Raw genomic sequence first — 15,263 nt, forward strand, 5'->3', positions numbered from 1 at the left:
GCTGGGTGCGGCATGATGCTGCGGCAGCAGTGTGGATATCCCATGGACTCACGCCAGACAGCACGAACACTCGTTCTCGAGCATGAGGTCACCCTTGACGATTTATGGGCGTGGTACTGGGCCAATGGCGGCAACGCCAAGCTCTGGGACTTCGACGCCTACCTGTTCGGGATCTTCGAACGCGACCCGTTCGACCTGATAATCCTTGGCTGGGCCATGGAGGACCTGGAAGCCCACTCGCTTCTCTGAGGGCAGTCCGGGCGCCGGTAGGGTTGCATCATGGGGACTGTACTGGAAGCCGAAAACCTGCTGGTGGGATATGCCGGAGCGCCGGTGTGCGGCGAAGTTTCGGCGGCCGTGGGAGCCGGCGAGGTCCTCGGAATCGTGGGCGTGAACGGTGCGGGGAAGTCGACCGTCGCCCGGACCATAGCGGGTCGTCAGGCCTCCCTTGCCGGCGAGGTGAGGGTCCACGGGCTCCTCAGCGACCCCGATGCCGTGCCCTTCCGCCGGCAGGTTTCCGCAGTTTTTGATGACGATCTTTTCTTCCCTTCGCTGACTGTCCGGGAACACTTGCTGCTCGTCGCCCGTGGGCACTCCGTCGGGGAGCCCGAGAGGCGGGTCGAGGAAGAACTGGAGTTCTTCGGCTTGCAGGGACGAGCCCACGCCATCCCCGATGCCCTGTCTTCCGGACAACGACGCAGGCTGCTGCTTGCAGCGGGACTTATCCGTCCTTCGTCGCTCCTGATCCTTGACGAGCCTGAACAACGACTCGATCCCAGGATGCGCGTGGCCCTCGGAGAACGGATTGCTGAACACGCAGCAAACGGCGGCGCAGTGGTCCTGGTGACCCACGATCCGGACCTGCTGCTCGCCACCGCTTCTTCGTGTTTGGTGATTGACGACGACGTCCGCGAATTCGATCCACAGCAGGGAGCCTCGATCATTGCCGGGTCCTGACATGCTGATTCGTGAAAGCACGACGCCGGACCGTCACCTCGCGCGGGAGATCGTCAGTTTCACCCGCCGATCGGCCCGCCGTTACAAACGGAGCCGGGGTTCATGGGGCGATCGATTCGTGGACGCGTACAGTTGGGGACTCGGTATCGCCGTTTCGCTGACCATCGCAGCCTCCTTCGTCCTTGCCCTGCGCAACGAGATTGCGGACCGCGCCTCCACAGGGAGCAGCATTGTCAAAGCGCAATGGCTCGTCCTTCCAGCGCCCGTGCTGTGGACGGCGGTGACGTACGCGATCCTGCTGGTGGTGGCCAACCTTGCCCGGAAGCTTGGACCGATCACCGTCGGTGGGGCTGAGGGCACCTGGTGGCTGTCCCTCCCCGTCGACCGCCGACCGATGGTCCTGCCGCATTTCCTCCGCAAAGCGGTCCTGACGGGAGTAGCCCTTGCTGTGGTTTATCTTCCATTCAGCATCGTTACGGCCGTAGACCGTGATATCCCGGAGCACTTTTTGGCGTCAGGGACTTTTGGCGCCGCGGGGGTCATCGCAGTGGCTTTGGCGGCTTTTCAGCAGATCGGTTTGCCCGGGCCAGGGCTCGGCAAGATGATCAGCTTGCCCGTGCTCTTGGCGTGCGCCGTTCTTCCCGGGATCGCCGGGGGACCCTGGCTGGCAGTGTTGGTGGGGGTGGCCGCCGTCGTGCTTCTTGCCGTCGTGGGAACGCACGCAGGTGAGGTGCGGGGCGAAGAGCTGATCCGCGGCGGGGCCGTGACCGGCCACACCGGCGCTTCCCTGTTCATGATGGATTCCAACGAGGTACTTCGCGCGCTGGGCTCCGGACGGAAAACGGTCGACGGCGGCAGGGCGGCAGGCTTCTTCGCCAGACCCACGGGGAGCCCCTTTCGGGCGCTGATCCGTGCCGATGTTGTGGCGTTCCTCCGCCTGAATCCTCCCGTGGTGCGTTCGCTGCTGTGGCTGCTTGCCTCCATCGCCGTGCTGCTGGTGGAAGGTGGGCTGCCGGAGTTCGCGCAGTTGGCCATCATTGTCATAGCCGGCTGTGCTACAGCATCGGGGATGGGGAACGTGGCACGCAAGACAGCCCTTATCCTGGAGCTCGATGCGCTGCTCCCCCTCCATCCGGCGCTGGTCCGCACCAGCCGGACCCTGATGCCGTGCCTGGCCATGGCCGCGTGGATGACAGTCCTCAGTGGGATTCTGGTTCTCCTGGGTGCGTCCGATCCCGCCCTGATTGGGGTGGGTGCCTTGGCCGGAGTCGGGATGGGCGCAGGAACCCTCCGCTCCGCCACGAAGGCTGCGCCGGACTGGTCGGCTCCGCCGGTAGACACACCCTTCGGGCCCGTGCCCCGCGCGCAACTGGGTTCGCTGATGCGTGGGTTGGACGTGACGATCCTGGCGATGGTTCCGCTGCTGGTTGGGCTCTACCTTGGCTACACGCCGTGGGCCGTGGGGATGGTCCAGGCCCTGTTCAGTGCGGGCATTGTCATGGTTGCTGTGCTGTCCAAGCCCAAGCGGGCGTGAGGGCGGGGGCGCTACAGGAGCAAGGTCGGGCCCTGCCAACAGAGGTAGGTGTTACTCACCATGCCCGCAATATGTATGAGTAGCACGCCGTCCGTGTCGCAAGTTTTGAAACTTTTTTAAAAATTTTTTGCGCCCGCTGGTCTACGGGAGGTCAGGTGATTGTCCTAAGTGAGGCCAGTGCCAGGTTCATGACGCCGAAATTGCAAAGATCATCCCCTAGGGCACTAAATACATAATTGTTACGCAATTTGCTGAAACTTGTAGATTCAAACACTTGCCGTCTAATCCGTCTCTGGACCAATAACGGGGTTGACCGGCGCAACTTCGTAGGCAATGCTCCTTCTTGGCTGCAAGATGTCATTCGGCCGAAGACAAACAGCCCTATCAAATGATCCAGAAGAATCTATTCGCATGATATTGAAAGGAGCATTTCCATGTCGGCATCAATTACACGAGTTAAGCGTGATATCAGCCCAGCCGTGGCCAAGGCGGCTAAGGTCGGCGGCGTGACGGCTGCCCTGTTCGCAACCCTGTCCGTGGTATTCCAGGCCGTCGCTACCCTCGGCATCTCCTCGGGTCTGGCGACCAATCTGTACTTCGCGCTTAACGCACTTTCATGGGCCGCGTTGGCTGCAGGCATCGTCGCCTCGTTCGGAATCGGCACGGCCCTTGCAGGCGTCATCTTCGGACTCGTCAAGCGCTGGGCACTGAAGCAGTTCGTGGCCTGGTAAACCGCAGCAAGTGAACCCGGAGGGGGCCACAATGGATCCACTTAGCACCCAGCCACGCTGGCGCAGTGCTTTCGCTGTGGCCCTTTCCGGATGCCATGCCACGTATATCAACGAATTCCGTCGCAGATCCAGCCGCCTTCAGGGTGTCCTTGACGACCTTGGGTTCCGCATCAGTCTGGGTGCCAGCAAAGCCGTAGTGACGGCAGGACAAGCTGCAACATTGCTTGTAATAGTGATTGGCCTTGTATGGACACCACCGCACGCTGGCCTGACCCCTCTGGGTATTCCGCTTAACGCTCCGGACCTGACCACGATAGCCGGCGCCATGCTGGCATTGGGGCTTTTACAGGCGAGGCGTCGCTTCCGGCGGGCGCACCGGCAGTGGACTACCGTATCGGGAGCGCTGGGATGCGGCATGCGCGCCGGGCTGGCCATCCCGGACATGGGCTTGGCTTTGATGCTGGCAGTCCAGAACCTTCACTGGGGCAGCCTGATCAATGTACTGGCAACCCTTGGCTTGGCTGGAGCCACGGTTGCCCTGCTTCCAAACGGCAGATCGTGGGCCTGGACGCCCGGAATCATTGCAGCAGCAGCGGCGACAGGGAGCGTCACCATGCTCATAGCCCAATCTCCCGCGCTCATCATTTTCTCCGGCGGCAAAGACCAGTACGCGATTGGCTTGGCAGTTACCCTGGCCTCGGTGGTCCTTACGGCATCAGGAACCCCCCTTTTGTTCGCCGGAATTGCCCATAAATATGCGTTCAAGTCACGGGGATTATTCCTGGATATGGGCATAAAGGCTGGCGGTATAGTACTTCTGGCTTCACTAGCACTCATAATCGGTGAAAATACGCCTTGGCCCGGAGTTGCGCCTTTTGTATCCATTGCTGTGTTCTTCCTGGGAATGATACTTTTCAGGTCAGGTTTCGTGCGGACGTCGTCACTTGAGACTCTCGGATTTGGGTTGTTCGTTTTCCGCACTGTCCCGGGGAAAGCAAGGACACTGTTATTCAGAAGCCTGCTTACCAATGCCGTCCTTGTATTGCCTGCCTTGGCGTGTCTCATCGCAACTCTGCTCTTCCACGGAAATCCGCAGTCGGCTTTGCTCCTGGCCGCTCTGGCCGTCTTTGAAATCGCCGCTGATGCCCTAATCATCCAGCGGAAGACAGCGGTCCTGCCGGCGTCGCGTATCGCCGAACTGTCCCAACGCTCAAGGGCAGGCCTGGGCGCAGCTCTGTGCGGCGGGATGGCGGTCGTTCTTTCCGGGGTCCTGGGAGGCATCATTCCCGGAGCGGCAGAGCCAGCATGGCTGGCCGCCGTGGCTGGAGCCTTGGTGATAGTAGCCGCACTGCTCTTCGGCGTTCTTATGGCAGATACACCATCGTGGTTACGCGACCTGACGGCAACAGAAACAGAGGAACCATGAAGTCCCTGACGAGCGTTGAACACGCCTTCGGAAGCAATGTCATCTTCGCCAGCACGAAGATCGACTTGCCGGAAAGAGGCGTGGTGGCCCTCCGTGGGAGCAACGGGTGCGGGAAGACGACTCTGCTGAAACTGCTAGGCGGCGTGATCCATTCATCCTGCGGAACTGTCCGCGGCTGGCGGAACAGGTTCAACGCGGTCTATCTCGACACGGAATACCTGACGCTCGACTACCTCACAGCGAGCGAATTGCTTGACATGATCAGGCCCCTCACCGGACCCATCCCAGACAACGGGCTCCTCACCGATGGGATGCTGGCTACCAAGGTCAGTGATCTTTCACTTGGCCAGCGCCAACGACTCATCCTTACAGCGGCATTGGCCTTCCAGCACACGGATGTTGTCTTGCTTGACGAACCCCTTAATGGGCTGGACCGGGATGGTTCCAAAGCTGCCCGCAGTGCCCTCCTGGCCGCGGGCCAAGATCGTCTTGTCATCCTGGCCACCCATGAAGAGGCCCGATGGACGGACTACGATCTCACCATCGGGCAGGACCGCAAGGTGAAGTTGTCCGAGGCTGGAGTCGCAGCTTGAACACATCCCAGCTGCCTGCACGGCCCCCGGGTTTCCGATCTTTCTACAGTTCGATAAGCGGGCTCTTCCCGTCTTTTGCCAAGGATCTGGTCCCGCCAGTCATAACGGCGGTGGCGGGCGGACTATTTGCATCGCTGTTTACCTGGAAGCCAGGTTCAGATGAAACCGCCCTCACGGCCTACGAAATCTTTGCCCACAACTTCTCCTTGGCATTGGTCGCCCTCCTCCTGACGCAATACGGTGCGAGGATTATGATGCTTGCCAACGGCTTCTATCTGGGGATGGGCTTGGTGGGAAGTGTCGCCTCGGCAGGCCTGGTACAGACCGTTGCACTCACACTGGTCCACGTCCCGCTCGAGATCGTTGCGTGGGTGATGACAATCCAGGGTGCTCGCCTGTTCTGGCCGACGCTGGTTGCAGTCCTCAGGAAGGAAGGCATTCGGACGAAGTTCCTCCCAGCGTTAATGCGCACCGTCGCCGCCTTCACCGTGCTTTACGTTCTGGCCGCCGTGGCCGAATGGGCTGAGTACGCACTACTGAAAAGGTAATCAATGACCCCGAGCTACCCCTCCCCGTCCCACGAATCCCTTCAGGCTCCTGGAGCACCCAAGATCAACGCCGTCTGGATAATCTGCCTGCTTCTCGCCTACACCGCGGCGGCGCAATACGCGGCAGGCCCCAGGCTTGAACAACTGGTCAGCGAGAATGCCCAATACAACCAGTTCTCCAGCCAGGAAGTACTGCTCACTTTCATGCGCGTAGGCGTACTTCTTTGGAGCATGGTGGCATCTTTCCTCCAGGCCCTTGCACTGCGGCTGATCTACAAGTTCATTGTCGGGGGCGAGGTGCCAACACTGCGCACAAGCTGGCTCTGGGTGCTGCTGGGCCAGATACCGTTCATGCTGACGACGCTTTTCGTGGGTCTGTTTCTTGAACCGGCAGCGACGCTGATGCTGGGACAAACTTGGCTGAGAATTCTGTTCGGGGCCATCGCCGCCGCACTCTACGCAGTGCTTGCCCGCAGAGTATTTAGGGCTCCCAACGGCCGCCTCGCCGTACTCTTCGTCATCTCCTCAATTATCAATTCGGTGCTGCTGGTGGCGGGGACTGCATAGCGATAATCGGTGATCCGAGTACCGGGTTAAAGTAACTACAGGAGCACACTGCCTTCGATGCAAGTCGCCGACGCTCCACCGATCCAGATATCACCATCCATGACCGTGACGTGGATACGCCCTGCCCTGCCCAGAACAGTGCCCTGCGCGGCAACATAGTCCTCAGGCGCCCGCCCGGATCCGATCAGCCACTGGGCCGCGCCGGCATTGAAGCTTCCCGTCACCGGATCTTCCACCATTGCGTCACTGGGAATGAATGTGCGGACTTCATAGTCGACGGCGGAACCTGGCTCGTGTGGGCCGATCACCCCGACCTTGAGGTCACCCATCGCCACGAAATCCGGGTCGAGGGCCAGCACCTCGTCCGCCGACTCAAGGAGAACGCCGATCCACTGCGGGCCGTTGACGAGCCATGATGCGTCGACAATGGCCGACTCTGAGATGCGTAGGCCCGCCGCCAGTTGGGTACGTTCAGCGTCGCTCACCGGGCCAAAGCGGGTCAGTGGCGGGGCAGCGAAAGCCAACCGACCGGCGTCGTGCTTTACCCGGACCAAGCCCGCGCCGCACTCCTGAACCAGGACGCCTTCGGTCTTGGGCACTCCCCCGGACTGCAGCCACGTGTGCGCCGATCCGAGCGTCGGATGCCCCGCGAAGGGGAACTTCTCGCTGGCCGTGAAAATCCGCACTTTGTAGTCGGCCGCCGGGTCGGTGGGAGGGAGGAGGAATGTGGTCTCCGAAAGGTTGGTCCAATTAGCGAAGTGCTGCATGGTCTCTGTGCTGAGCCCCTCAGCGTCCACCACCACGGCCAGCGGGTTCCCTCGGTACGGCTGGTTGGAAAAGACGTCGACTTGGTGGAATGGGCGGAGGCGGAGGGCTTCTGGAGTCACCGGTGAAGGCTACCATCCGGTGCTGGCAGACGTGGCAGCCGGTCTGGGAGACTAGGTGCATGGCAGAGAACAAGACCCAGCCCACCGAAGTGTCCGTGGAAGATTTCCTGGCGGCCGTGGAACACCCTGCGCGGCGTGCGGATGGCTTGGAACTGCTGGAGATCATGCGTCAGGTTACGGGGCAGGAACCCGTCATGTGGGGGCCCACGATTGTTGGCTTCGGCAGCTACCACTACAAGTACGCCACCGGCCGCGAAGGCGACGCTGCCGCAGTCGGGTTCTCCCCGAGGAAGGCCAATCTTGCCCTCTATGGACTCACCTATGGTCCGGACGCGGATCGGCTCCTCCCGGAACTGGGCAAACACAAGACCGGCGCGTCATGCCTGTACGTCAACAAGCTGGACGATGTGGACCGCGACGTCCTGGTGGAGATGATCCGGACCGGCTACCAGCACGTGATGTCAGAGCTCCACACGCCCTGAGCCTCCTCCGCGAAGTGGCACTTAATGACAATGTTGATGCTCCGGATTGTCATTAACTGCCAACTCGGCGCGAACACAAAAGGACCCCGCCACCGGAATCCGGTGGCGGGGTTCTTTGGATGCAGTCAGAGACTACTTGCTGGCAACGACCTCGAGGTCGATAACAGCGGAAACATCCTCGTGCAGGCGAACGTTGGCCTGGTACGAACCGACAGACTTGATGTGGTTCGGCAGTTCAACGTTGCGCTTGTCGATGGCGCCAAGGCCAGCGGCCTCAACAGCAGCAGCGACATCGGCCGGCTTGACGGTACCGAAGAGACGACCGGACTCGCCGGCCTTCACCTCGAGCTTGACCTTCTTGGAGGACAGAGCCTGGGCCTGTGCCTGTGCCGCTTCAACGGAAGCGTGGGCACGAGCAGCGCGGGCAGCCTTGATGGACTCAACCTGCTTCTCGCCACCCTTCGACCAGGTCAGGGCGAAGCCGCGGGGCAGCAGGAAGTTACGTGCGTAACCGTCCTTGACCTCGACAACGTCGCCAGCAGCACCGAGACCGGTTACTTCGTGGGTCAGAATGAGCTTTGCCATGTTAGTTAATCCCTTCCTTAGCCGCGGCCAGCGCCGGAGTAAGGCAGCAGAGCAACTTCGCGGGCGTTCTTGATTGCCTGGGCGATCTTGCGCTGTTCCTGAACGGTAACGCCAGTAACGCGACGAGCACGGATCTTTCCGCGGTCGGAGATGAACTTGCGCAGCAATGCTACGTCCTTGTAGTCGATGACAGTGATGTCAGCGGCCTTCAAGGGGTTGGACTTTGGTTTGGGCTTACGGAGTTCAGCCTTAGCCATCGTGGAGCTCCTTTTCTATGGAGCCCGTGGATATTGATCCACGGGATGGTGGTGTTCGACGGCGGTGATCACCAAGGTGCCTTTCGGCAGTCCCGGTGAGCGTCCGGCGTCGGACTTTTGTTTGGTGTTTAGAAGGGAGGTTCGGAATCAGGGCCGTTGCCCCAGCCGCCAGCGTTGCTGACACCAGGCGTAGCCCAGGGGTCATCCTGCTGTTGTGCGGGCTGGTTGCCGCCCCAACCTCCACCGGAGTTGCCGCCACCCTGGTTTCCACCAGGAGCGCCGCCTCCAAAGCCACCGGAGTTGCCTCCGCCGAAGCCACCCTGCCCACCGCCGGAGCGCTGGGTACGGTTGACCTTGGCGTTTGCGTAACGCAAGCTGGGGCCGATTTCGTCGACCTCAAGCTCGATAACGGTGCGCTTTTCGCCTTCTTTGGTTTCGTAGGAACGGCTCTTCAAACGGCCGGAAACGATGACGCGCATGCCCTTGGTGAGGGACTCGGCCACGTTCTCGGCTGCTTCACGCCATACCGATGCGCGAAGGAACAGGGTTTCCCCGTCCTTCCATTCATTGGACTGGCGGTCAAAGGTCCGGGGAGTAGAAGCGATGGTGAAGTTCGCTACTGCCGAGCCAGACGGGGTGAACCGCAGCTCCGGGTCATTGGTGAGATTACCGATGACCGTAATAGTGGTTTCGCCTGCCATCTACTGCCTCCTTGTTCGTTCCTGCGGGGTAAAGATCTGAAAGGGGCTGATTACTCAGCAACAACCTTCTGGTCTTCGGGGCGGATGATCTTGGTGCGCATGATCGTCTCGTTCAGAGACAGCTGGCGATCAAGTTCCTTGGCGGTAGCCGGCTCAGCGGTGAAGTTCACCACGGCGTAGATACCTTCGGACTTCTTCTTGATGTCGTATGCCAGGCGGCGACGGCCCCAGATGTCAACCTTCTCGATGGTTCCACCATCGGTGGTGATGACATTAAGGAACTTCTGAAGCGACGACTCTACGGTACGCTCTTCGACCTCGGGGTCGATGATTACCATCAATTCGTAAGGACGCATATGTGAACCCACCTCCTTTGGGCTAAGCGGTTACGGTATTTCCGTAACAGGAGGTTCATTTGCGATGCTGTGCATCGCTCCCCCGCCGAAGATTCGGAAGGAGGGCGTAACACAGACTTCAATATCTTAGTGCATCTCCTGCACTCAAAGCTATTCGAGCGGATACGCGGCGGAAACAGGTCATCTAGCGTATGTGGATAACCCCGTGGTCGGTGTCTGTCGCAGGGAATACTGGAGCCATGACCATCCTGAAGTCCATCGTCCTCTTCGTCCTGGCTGCCGTGGCCGAGATCGGCGGGGCCTGGCTGATCTGGCAGGCCGTCCGCGAAGGCAAGGCGTGGTGGTGGGCCGGACTTGGCGTGGTGGCATTGGGAATCTACGGCTTTTTCGCCGCCTTCCAGCCGGAGGCGCATTTTGGGCGGGTCCTGGCCGCGTACGGCGGTGTCTTTATCGCCGGATCCCTTGCCTGGGGAATGCTGATGGACGGCTTCCGGCCGGACCGCTGGGACGTCATCGGAGCAGCGATCTGCATTGTGGGCGTGGGCGTCATCATGTTCGCGCCGCGGCCGGGCGCGTGACGCCGGTCGTCCCGGAAAACGACGTCTTGGGAAACGACAGAAGCCCTGGAAGATCAACGACCTTCCAGGGCTTCCCTTGGTGCGCGGAGGGGGACTTGAACCCCCACCCCCTTTCGAGGACTAGCACCTCAAGCTAGCGCGTCTGCCATTCCGCCACCCGCGCAAGGTGATCAGGAGAAGCGCTTTCGTTTTTCTCCTTGACAGCGTCAAAGACACTAACACGAACAGGGCCGATTCGCAGATTCCTGTCCACAGGACGACACCCCGTTAGAGTGGCTGGATGGACGCCACCCCGTTGAACAACCTGGTCCTGACCATTGTTTTTGCCGCGATTGCCCTCTACGCACTCTACTTCGTGGTTCGTGCCGGGGTGCGGGATGGCATCCTCCAAGCATCGAAGCGGACCGACGACTCTCCCTCGCCCCGGACCCCCAATGATTAGGGCAGTGGAGAACACAAGGGTCCGGCGCAGCCGGTTGCGCTTCGTTGCCATGCTGGTGGCCGGCGTCGCAACATTCATCGCCACCGGGATGACGGGAAGCTGGGTGGACGCCCCCGCAGTGGGTTGGGCAACGGCCGCGCTGATATACGTGGCCTGGGTCTGGTTGGTGATCGCGAGGATGGATCCCGCCGAAACGGAGCAACACGCAACATCCGAGGACCCCTCGCGCGGAGTCACCGATCTCCTGATTCTTGTCGCGAACCTGGCCAGTATCGGCGCAGCAGCGGCGGTTATAGTCAACTCCCACACCGAAGACAACGGGTCCCGGCTGTCATCGGGAGCGCTGGCGCTGGTGTGCGTCGCACTGTCCTGGATGCTGGTGCAGACTCTCTTCACCCTCCGCTACGCCGAGCTTTACTACAGCCCTACAGAAGACGCAGGGGGAGAAGTGGGTGGCATCAGTTTTAACCAGGAAAGACGCCCCCAATACACGGATTTCGCCTACCTGGCCACCAGCTTGGGCATGACCTACCAGGTATCCGACACCAACCTGGAAAACCACCGGATCCGCGCCGAAGCATTGAAGCACAGCCTGCTCTCATACCTGTTTGGCACTGTCGTTCTGGCAGTCACTATCAACCTGGTCATTGGCCTGGCGCAGTAACCAAGGAACCCAACACCCAAGCGGGTCGGTAAGCGAAACGGGACAGCCGCCGTCGAACGTTGACGGCAGCTGCCCCGCATCAGAAGGACCCTTACGACGCCGGTCCGGAACCGATCTCCTGGCGCTCGGCTTCCGCGCTGGTGGCCACAGCCGGGCTACCGCCGCTGCGGCGGTAGCGGAACACTCCGATGGCGACCACAACGGCAGCGAGGCCCAGCGAAAGGAAGAGCGACTCGCGCGTGGATTCAATGATGACCATGCCGATAATCAGGGCCACGATCGCACCAATGGCAATCCAGGTGAGGTACGGGAAGAACCACATTTTGAGCTCCATCTCCCTGGCTGCCGCACCCATGCGCCTGCGAAGGATGAGCTGTGAGGTTGCGATGACCAGCCACACGAACAGGGCGATGGCACCCGAAGTGTTCACGAGGAACAGGAACACGGTGTCCGGGGCAACGTAGTTCAGGCCGACCGTAATGAACCCGACCACGGTGGATGCAAGCACGGCTGCGGCCGGAACTCCACGCTTGGAAATTTTCATCCAGGACCTGGGGGCATCACCGCGCTGGGAAAGGGAGAAGAGCATGCGGCTGGCCGTGTAAAGCCCCGAGTTGAGGCACGAAAGCACCGACGTAAGCACGACGATGTCCATGATGGTGCCGGCGCCCGGGATGCCGTACAGCTCGATGACCGCGACGTACGGGCTCTTGGCCACTGAAGCGTCGTTCCAGGGCAGGAGGGTCACCACGATGGCGATGGATCCGATGTAGAAGATCAGGATGCGCCAGACCGTGGACTTCACAGCCTTCTTCACGGCATCCACGGGGTTCTCCGACTCGCCTGCAGCGATGGTGGCGATTTCAGCCCCGAAGAAGGAGAAGACCACCACGAGAATGCCCGCAAGCACGGCACCGGGGCCGTTCGGCATGAAGCCGCCTTGGTCCAGCAGGTTCGCGACGCCGGGCGCCGATACCCCCGGCATCAGGCCGAGGATGGCTGCGATACCCGCGAGGAGGAAGATGACGATCGCGGCGACCTTGATGGAGGCGAACCAGAATTCGAACTCACCGTAGGACTTCACGGATCCAAGGTTGGTCAGCGTCAGGAGCACCATGAGAACCAGGGCCCAGATCCACTGATCGACGCCCGGCACCCAACGGTGCATGATGGCGGCGCCCGCCGTTGCCTCAATACCGAGGACGATGATCCAAAACCAGGCATAGAGCCAGCCAATACTGAACCCCGCCCAGCGGCCAAGGGCCTTGTCGGCGTATGTGGAAAAAGACCCGGTTTCCGGGTTGGCAGCGGCCATCTCCCCCAGCATGCGCATGACAAGGATGACCACCATCCCTGCGGCCAGATACGCGAGCAGGATACCGGGGCCGGCCTGCTGGATGGCGGCACCGGAGCCAACAAACAGTCCTGCTCCAATGACGCCGGCAATCGCGATCATGGAGAGGTGGCGGGGCTTCAGGGACTTTGAAAGCTGTTGGTCAGCCTGCATGGAACGTCGCCGTCCTTAGAGTTCTTGGAAAGGCCCCCCAATGGATGTGCGGTGGGCCACTTGGCTTACCCACAGTAGCCAGCGCCCTTACGCAACTTCCTGTGCGAAGCAACATTCTGGGGTTCTACAAAAAGGGGCTTTGCACAAAAAGTATGATTTTAAGCATCAGATGTTTACCAGGAAGCACAATCGAAATGAGCATGAAACGACCCCTTGAGGCTTGGGGCCGTGACTTGGGTCACACGGCGGTCGCGAAGAACCGCTCCACGACCCGCGCCAAGGAGTACGGATCCTGCACTCCGCACAGCTCCCGCGCCGAGTGCATGGACAGCAGCGGGATACCCACGTCAACGGTCCGAATGCCCAGCCGCGTCGCAGTAAGCGGGCCGATTGTTGAACCGCACGGGATGTCGTTGTTGGAAACGAACTCCTGGTAAGCCACGCCCGACTCATCGCAGAGGCGCGCCCAGAAGGCAGCGCCCGTGGCATCCGTTGCGTAGCGCTGGTTCGCATTGATCTTCAACAACGGTCCGCCGTTGAGCAGCGGACGGTTTGCGGGGTCGTGGCGCTCCGCGTAGTTCGGGTGGACAGCGTGGCCGGCGTCCGCAGAAACACAGAACGACGCCGACAACGCCTGGCGCCGTTGGCTCACCGAAGCATCAAGGCCGTCGGAAATCCGGGTCAGGATGTCCTCCAGAATCGGCCCACAGGCGCCGGAACGGGAGTTTGAGCCGATCTCCTCGTGGTCGAAGGCCGCGAGAACGGCGATGGGACCGTCGGCGGGGGCGGAGGCAGCATGGCCCAACAATGCGGCCAAACCCGCGTGCGTCGACGAAAGGTTGTCCAAGCGGCCGGAGGCGAAGAACTCACTGTTGGCCCCGAAAACCGCCGGTGCCTGCGTGTCTGCCACGACGACGTCGTACCCGCCGATTTCAGAAGCATCCACGGAGGCGCCCTGGACGCGCGAGGCGAGAAGGCCGAGCAGGTCTTCCCCGGAGGGGTCGCCCAAGCCAAAGATTGGGTTCATGTGCTGCTGCTTGGAAAGGACGAGGCCGTCGTTGACGGCGCGGTCCAAGTGAATGGCCAGCTGGGGAAAGCGCAGAAGGGGGCCCGTGGACGTGAGGTGCTGCGTCCCGTCGCGCATCACCAAACGGCCGGCGAGCTGCAGTTCACGGTCCAGCCATGAGTTCAGGAGAGGCCCGCCGTAAACCTCCACCCCGGCCTGTAGCCACCCAAACTTGCCCGTGGTGGGCTTCGGCTTCAGTTTGAACGACGGCGAGTCGGTGTGGGCGCCCAGGATGTTGAAGGCCGTGGTGGGTCCGGCGTTTTCCGGGGTCACCCAGGCGATAAGGGCGCCGTCGCGGATCACGTAGAAGTTCCCGGAACCGCCTTCCCAAGCTGCTGATTCATCGAGGCCCGTGAAACCCGCGTCATCCAGGCGGCGCGCGGCCTCGTGCACCGCGTGAAAACTCGACGGCGACGCCGACACATACGCGGCGAGATCCTGGACATGGTCAACTGCTGCGGAAGCGTTCGAAGGCATGCCCCCGAGTCTAGCCGGACGGGTTCACCACCCGGCGCGGGTCGCGGTCAGGCGGGGGCGGCACGAACCGGCGCGACTCGTCAGCGGCCTGAGGGTGTCGGTGGTCTTAAGGAAACCTCCCCGTGACATGTTCCGGCAACTCTCTTGACCTTGGATGGGCATCGTGTCATGGTCAGGGCATGCATAACCTGTTGGACAGCTGGACAGCTGGTCAGGGACCTGTGGTGCGCGTAGGTGCGGCCGAGGGCGTTCTGGCCGCGCTGAGAGCGGCAATCGAAAACGGTCAGATTCCCGTCGGGGCCAAGCTCGAGTCTGAAGCGATGCTGGCCCAACGCTTCGGAGTGTCCCGGACGATGGTCCGCGAAGCCCTGCGATCACTGGCGTCCCTCGGACTGACGTCGACACGAACCGGCAAGGGCACCTTCGTGGTGGCGGAACAGGTGGTCAATGACCTGCGGCTGGGCAAATACTCCGCCCGGCAACTGCTCGAAGCCCGCCCCCACATCGAAATTCCTGCTGCTGGCCTGGCCGCCCAGCGGCGCACCGAAGAGGATCTTCAGGGCCTGCGGGAAATTCTGGAGGCAATGGCCGTTGAGGACGAACTTCCGCAGTGGGTGGCATTGAATTCCGAATTCCACGCCAGGATCGCCAGGGCCAGCGGCAACGGGGTATTCGCAACGATGCAAGCAGACATCGATGACGCGATGGCCAAGCAGTCAAAGACGTTGAACCAGGTCATGGACCGTCGTGAGGAATCGGGTGTTGAGCACGCGGCGATCCTTGCGGCCATTGAACGGGGCTCCGCGGACGAAGCCACCTTGGCCATGATGCTTCACCTCCAGGGCGTGGAACACACCCTCGAATCCGTGACCGCCCCCCAGGGAAGCCCAATCCAGGCCTGATAC

Annotated in this window: 20 protein-coding genes and 1 tRNA gene; 13 read left to right on the plus strand and 8 right to left on the minus strand. The window is 61.4% G+C overall.

Annotation, left to right across the window (positions count from 1 at the left end; translation table 11 throughout):
- Positions 1-42: 42 nt before the first annotated feature.
- The 8 genes from ACFUOZ_RS08115 (at position 43) to ACFUOZ_RS08150 (ending at position 6,356) form a co-directional block, all read left to right on the plus strand.
- Positions 43-249 (plus strand): hypothetical protein, encoded by a 207-nt coding sequence (locus ACFUOZ_RS08115; RefSeq protein ID WP_377546597.1) that lies wholly within the window; start codon positions 43-45, stop codon positions 247-249.
- 30 nt (positions 250-279) lie between these two features.
- A complete protein-coding gene (locus ACFUOZ_RS08120; protein WP_377546600.1) occupies positions 280-957 on the plus strand; it encodes an ATP-binding cassette domain-containing protein in 678 nt (225 codons plus the stop codon).
- Position 958: 1 nt separating this feature from the next.
- Positions 959-2,491, plus strand: a complete 1,533-nt coding sequence (locus ACFUOZ_RS08125; protein WP_377546603.1) for a DUF6297 family protein — start codon at positions 959-961, stop codon at positions 2,489-2,491.
- Positions 2,492-2,925: 434 nt separating this feature from the next.
- On the plus strand, positions 2,926-3,222 hold the full coding sequence (locus ACFUOZ_RS08130) for a hypothetical protein (RefSeq protein WP_079582254.1): 297 nt from the start codon (positions 2,926-2,928) through the stop codon (positions 3,220-3,222).
- Positions 3,223-3,679: 457 nt separating this feature from the next.
- Positions 3,680-4,648, plus strand: a complete 969-nt coding sequence (locus tag ACFUOZ_RS08135) for a hypothetical protein (protein WP_377546607.1) — start codon at positions 3,680-3,682, stop codon at positions 4,646-4,648.
- Positions 4,645-5,241: an ATP-binding cassette domain-containing protein gene (locus tag ACFUOZ_RS08140; protein WP_377546609.1), complete on the plus strand. Its 597-nt coding sequence runs from the start codon at positions 4,645-4,647 to the stop codon at positions 5,239-5,241. The genes ACFUOZ_RS08135 and ACFUOZ_RS08140 overlap by 4 nt, the downstream gene beginning before the upstream one ends.
- Positions 5,238-5,789, plus strand: a complete 552-nt coding sequence (locus tag ACFUOZ_RS08145) for a hypothetical protein (RefSeq protein WP_377546612.1) — start codon at positions 5,238-5,240, stop codon at positions 5,787-5,789. Before ACFUOZ_RS08140 ends, ACFUOZ_RS08145 begins: the two co-directional genes overlap by 4 nt.
- A 3-nt stretch (positions 5,790-5,792) precedes the next feature.
- Positions 5,793-6,356 (plus strand): hypothetical protein, encoded by a 564-nt coding sequence (locus tag ACFUOZ_RS08150; RefSeq protein ID WP_377546615.1) that lies wholly within the window; start codon positions 5,793-5,795, stop codon positions 6,354-6,356.
- 35 nt (positions 6,357-6,391) lie between these two features.
- Here the strand turns inward: ACFUOZ_RS08150 and ACFUOZ_RS08155 are convergent, their stop codons facing one another.
- Complete coding sequence (locus ACFUOZ_RS08155; protein WP_377546617.1) at positions 6,392-7,243, minus strand: PhzF family phenazine biosynthesis protein; 852 nt, start codon at positions 7,241-7,243, stop codon at positions 6,392-6,394.
- Between the two features lie 59 nt (positions 7,244-7,302).
- Here ACFUOZ_RS08155 and ACFUOZ_RS08160 point away from each other — a divergent pair, with 59 nt between their 5' ends.
- Entirely contained in the window at positions 7,303-7,725 is a 423-nt protein-coding gene (locus ACFUOZ_RS08160) for a DUF1801 domain-containing protein (RefSeq protein WP_377546619.1), read from the plus strand.
- Between the two features lie 132 nt (positions 7,726-7,857).
- On the opposite strand, the gene rplI is transcribed toward ACFUOZ_RS08160, so the two are convergent.
- From rplI to rpsF, 4 genes are all read right to left on the minus strand, one after another.
- A complete protein-coding gene (gene rplI, locus ACFUOZ_RS08165; protein ID WP_018778531.1) occupies positions 7,858-8,310 on the minus strand; it encodes a 50S ribosomal protein L9 in 453 nt (150 codons plus the stop codon).
- Positions 8,311-8,327: 17 nt separating this feature from the next.
- Positions 8,328-8,567: a 30S ribosomal protein S18 gene (rpsR, locus tag ACFUOZ_RS08170; RefSeq protein WP_003800144.1), complete on the minus strand. Its 240-nt coding sequence runs from the start codon at positions 8,565-8,567 to the stop codon at positions 8,328-8,330.
- A gap of 128 nt (positions 8,568-8,695) precedes the next feature.
- Complete coding sequence (locus tag ACFUOZ_RS08175) at positions 8,696-9,268, minus strand: single-stranded DNA-binding protein (RefSeq protein ID WP_377546622.1); 573 nt, start codon at positions 9,266-9,268, stop codon at positions 8,696-8,698.
- A gap of 50 nt (positions 9,269-9,318) precedes the next feature.
- Entirely contained in the window at positions 9,319-9,624 is a 306-nt protein-coding gene (rpsF, locus tag ACFUOZ_RS08180) for a 30S ribosomal protein S6 (RefSeq protein WP_377546624.1), read from the minus strand.
- 239 nt (positions 9,625-9,863) lie between these two features.
- On the opposite strand from rpsF, the gene ACFUOZ_RS08185 reads away from it, so the two are divergent.
- A complete protein-coding gene (locus tag ACFUOZ_RS08185) occupies positions 9,864-10,202 on the plus strand; it encodes a YnfA family protein (protein ID WP_377546626.1) in 339 nt (112 codons plus the stop codon).
- 77 nt (positions 10,203-10,279) lie between these two features.
- Here the strand turns inward: ACFUOZ_RS08185 and ACFUOZ_RS08190 are convergent.
- Positions 10,280-10,365: transfer RNA gene (locus ACFUOZ_RS08190), tRNA-Leu, on the minus strand.
- A gap of 117 nt (positions 10,366-10,482) precedes the next feature.
- Here ACFUOZ_RS08190 and ACFUOZ_RS08195 point away from each other — a divergent pair.
- Together ACFUOZ_RS08195 and ACFUOZ_RS08200 are read left to right on the plus strand one after the other, a co-directional pair.
- Positions 10,483-10,644: a hypothetical protein gene (locus ACFUOZ_RS08195; protein WP_377546628.1), complete on the plus strand. Its 162-nt coding sequence runs from the start codon at positions 10,483-10,485 to the stop codon at positions 10,642-10,644.
- Between the two features lie 4 nt (positions 10,645-10,648).
- A complete protein-coding gene (locus ACFUOZ_RS08200; protein ID WP_377546630.1) occupies positions 10,649-11,308 on the plus strand; it encodes a DUF1345 domain-containing protein in 660 nt (219 codons plus the stop codon).
- A 91-nt stretch (positions 11,309-11,399) separates the two neighbouring features.
- Here the strand turns inward: ACFUOZ_RS08200 and ACFUOZ_RS08205 are convergent, their stop codons facing one another.
- Together ACFUOZ_RS08205 and ACFUOZ_RS08210 are read right to left on the minus strand one after the other, a co-directional pair.
- Complete coding sequence (locus tag ACFUOZ_RS08205; RefSeq protein WP_377546633.1) at positions 11,400-12,815, minus strand: amino acid permease; 1,416 nt, start codon at positions 12,813-12,815, stop codon at positions 11,400-11,402.
- Between the two features lie 238 nt (positions 12,816-13,053).
- Positions 13,054-14,358: a M18 family aminopeptidase gene (locus ACFUOZ_RS08210; protein ID WP_377546635.1), complete on the minus strand. Its 1,305-nt coding sequence runs from the start codon at positions 14,356-14,358 to the stop codon at positions 13,054-13,056.
- 179 nt (positions 14,359-14,537) lie between these two features.
- Between ACFUOZ_RS08210 and ACFUOZ_RS08215 the strand changes: the two genes are divergently transcribed.
- Positions 14,538-15,260, plus strand: coding sequence for a FadR/GntR family transcriptional regulator (locus ACFUOZ_RS08215; protein WP_377546637.1), 723 nt, complete (start codon positions 14,538-14,540; stop codon positions 15,258-15,260).
- The last annotated feature ends 3 nt before the right edge of the window (positions 15,261-15,263 follow it).

Source organism: Paenarthrobacter sp. NPDC057355 (assembly GCF_042667405.1).
Lineage (GTDB): Bacteria > Actinomycetota > Actinomycetes > Actinomycetales > Micrococcaceae > Arthrobacter.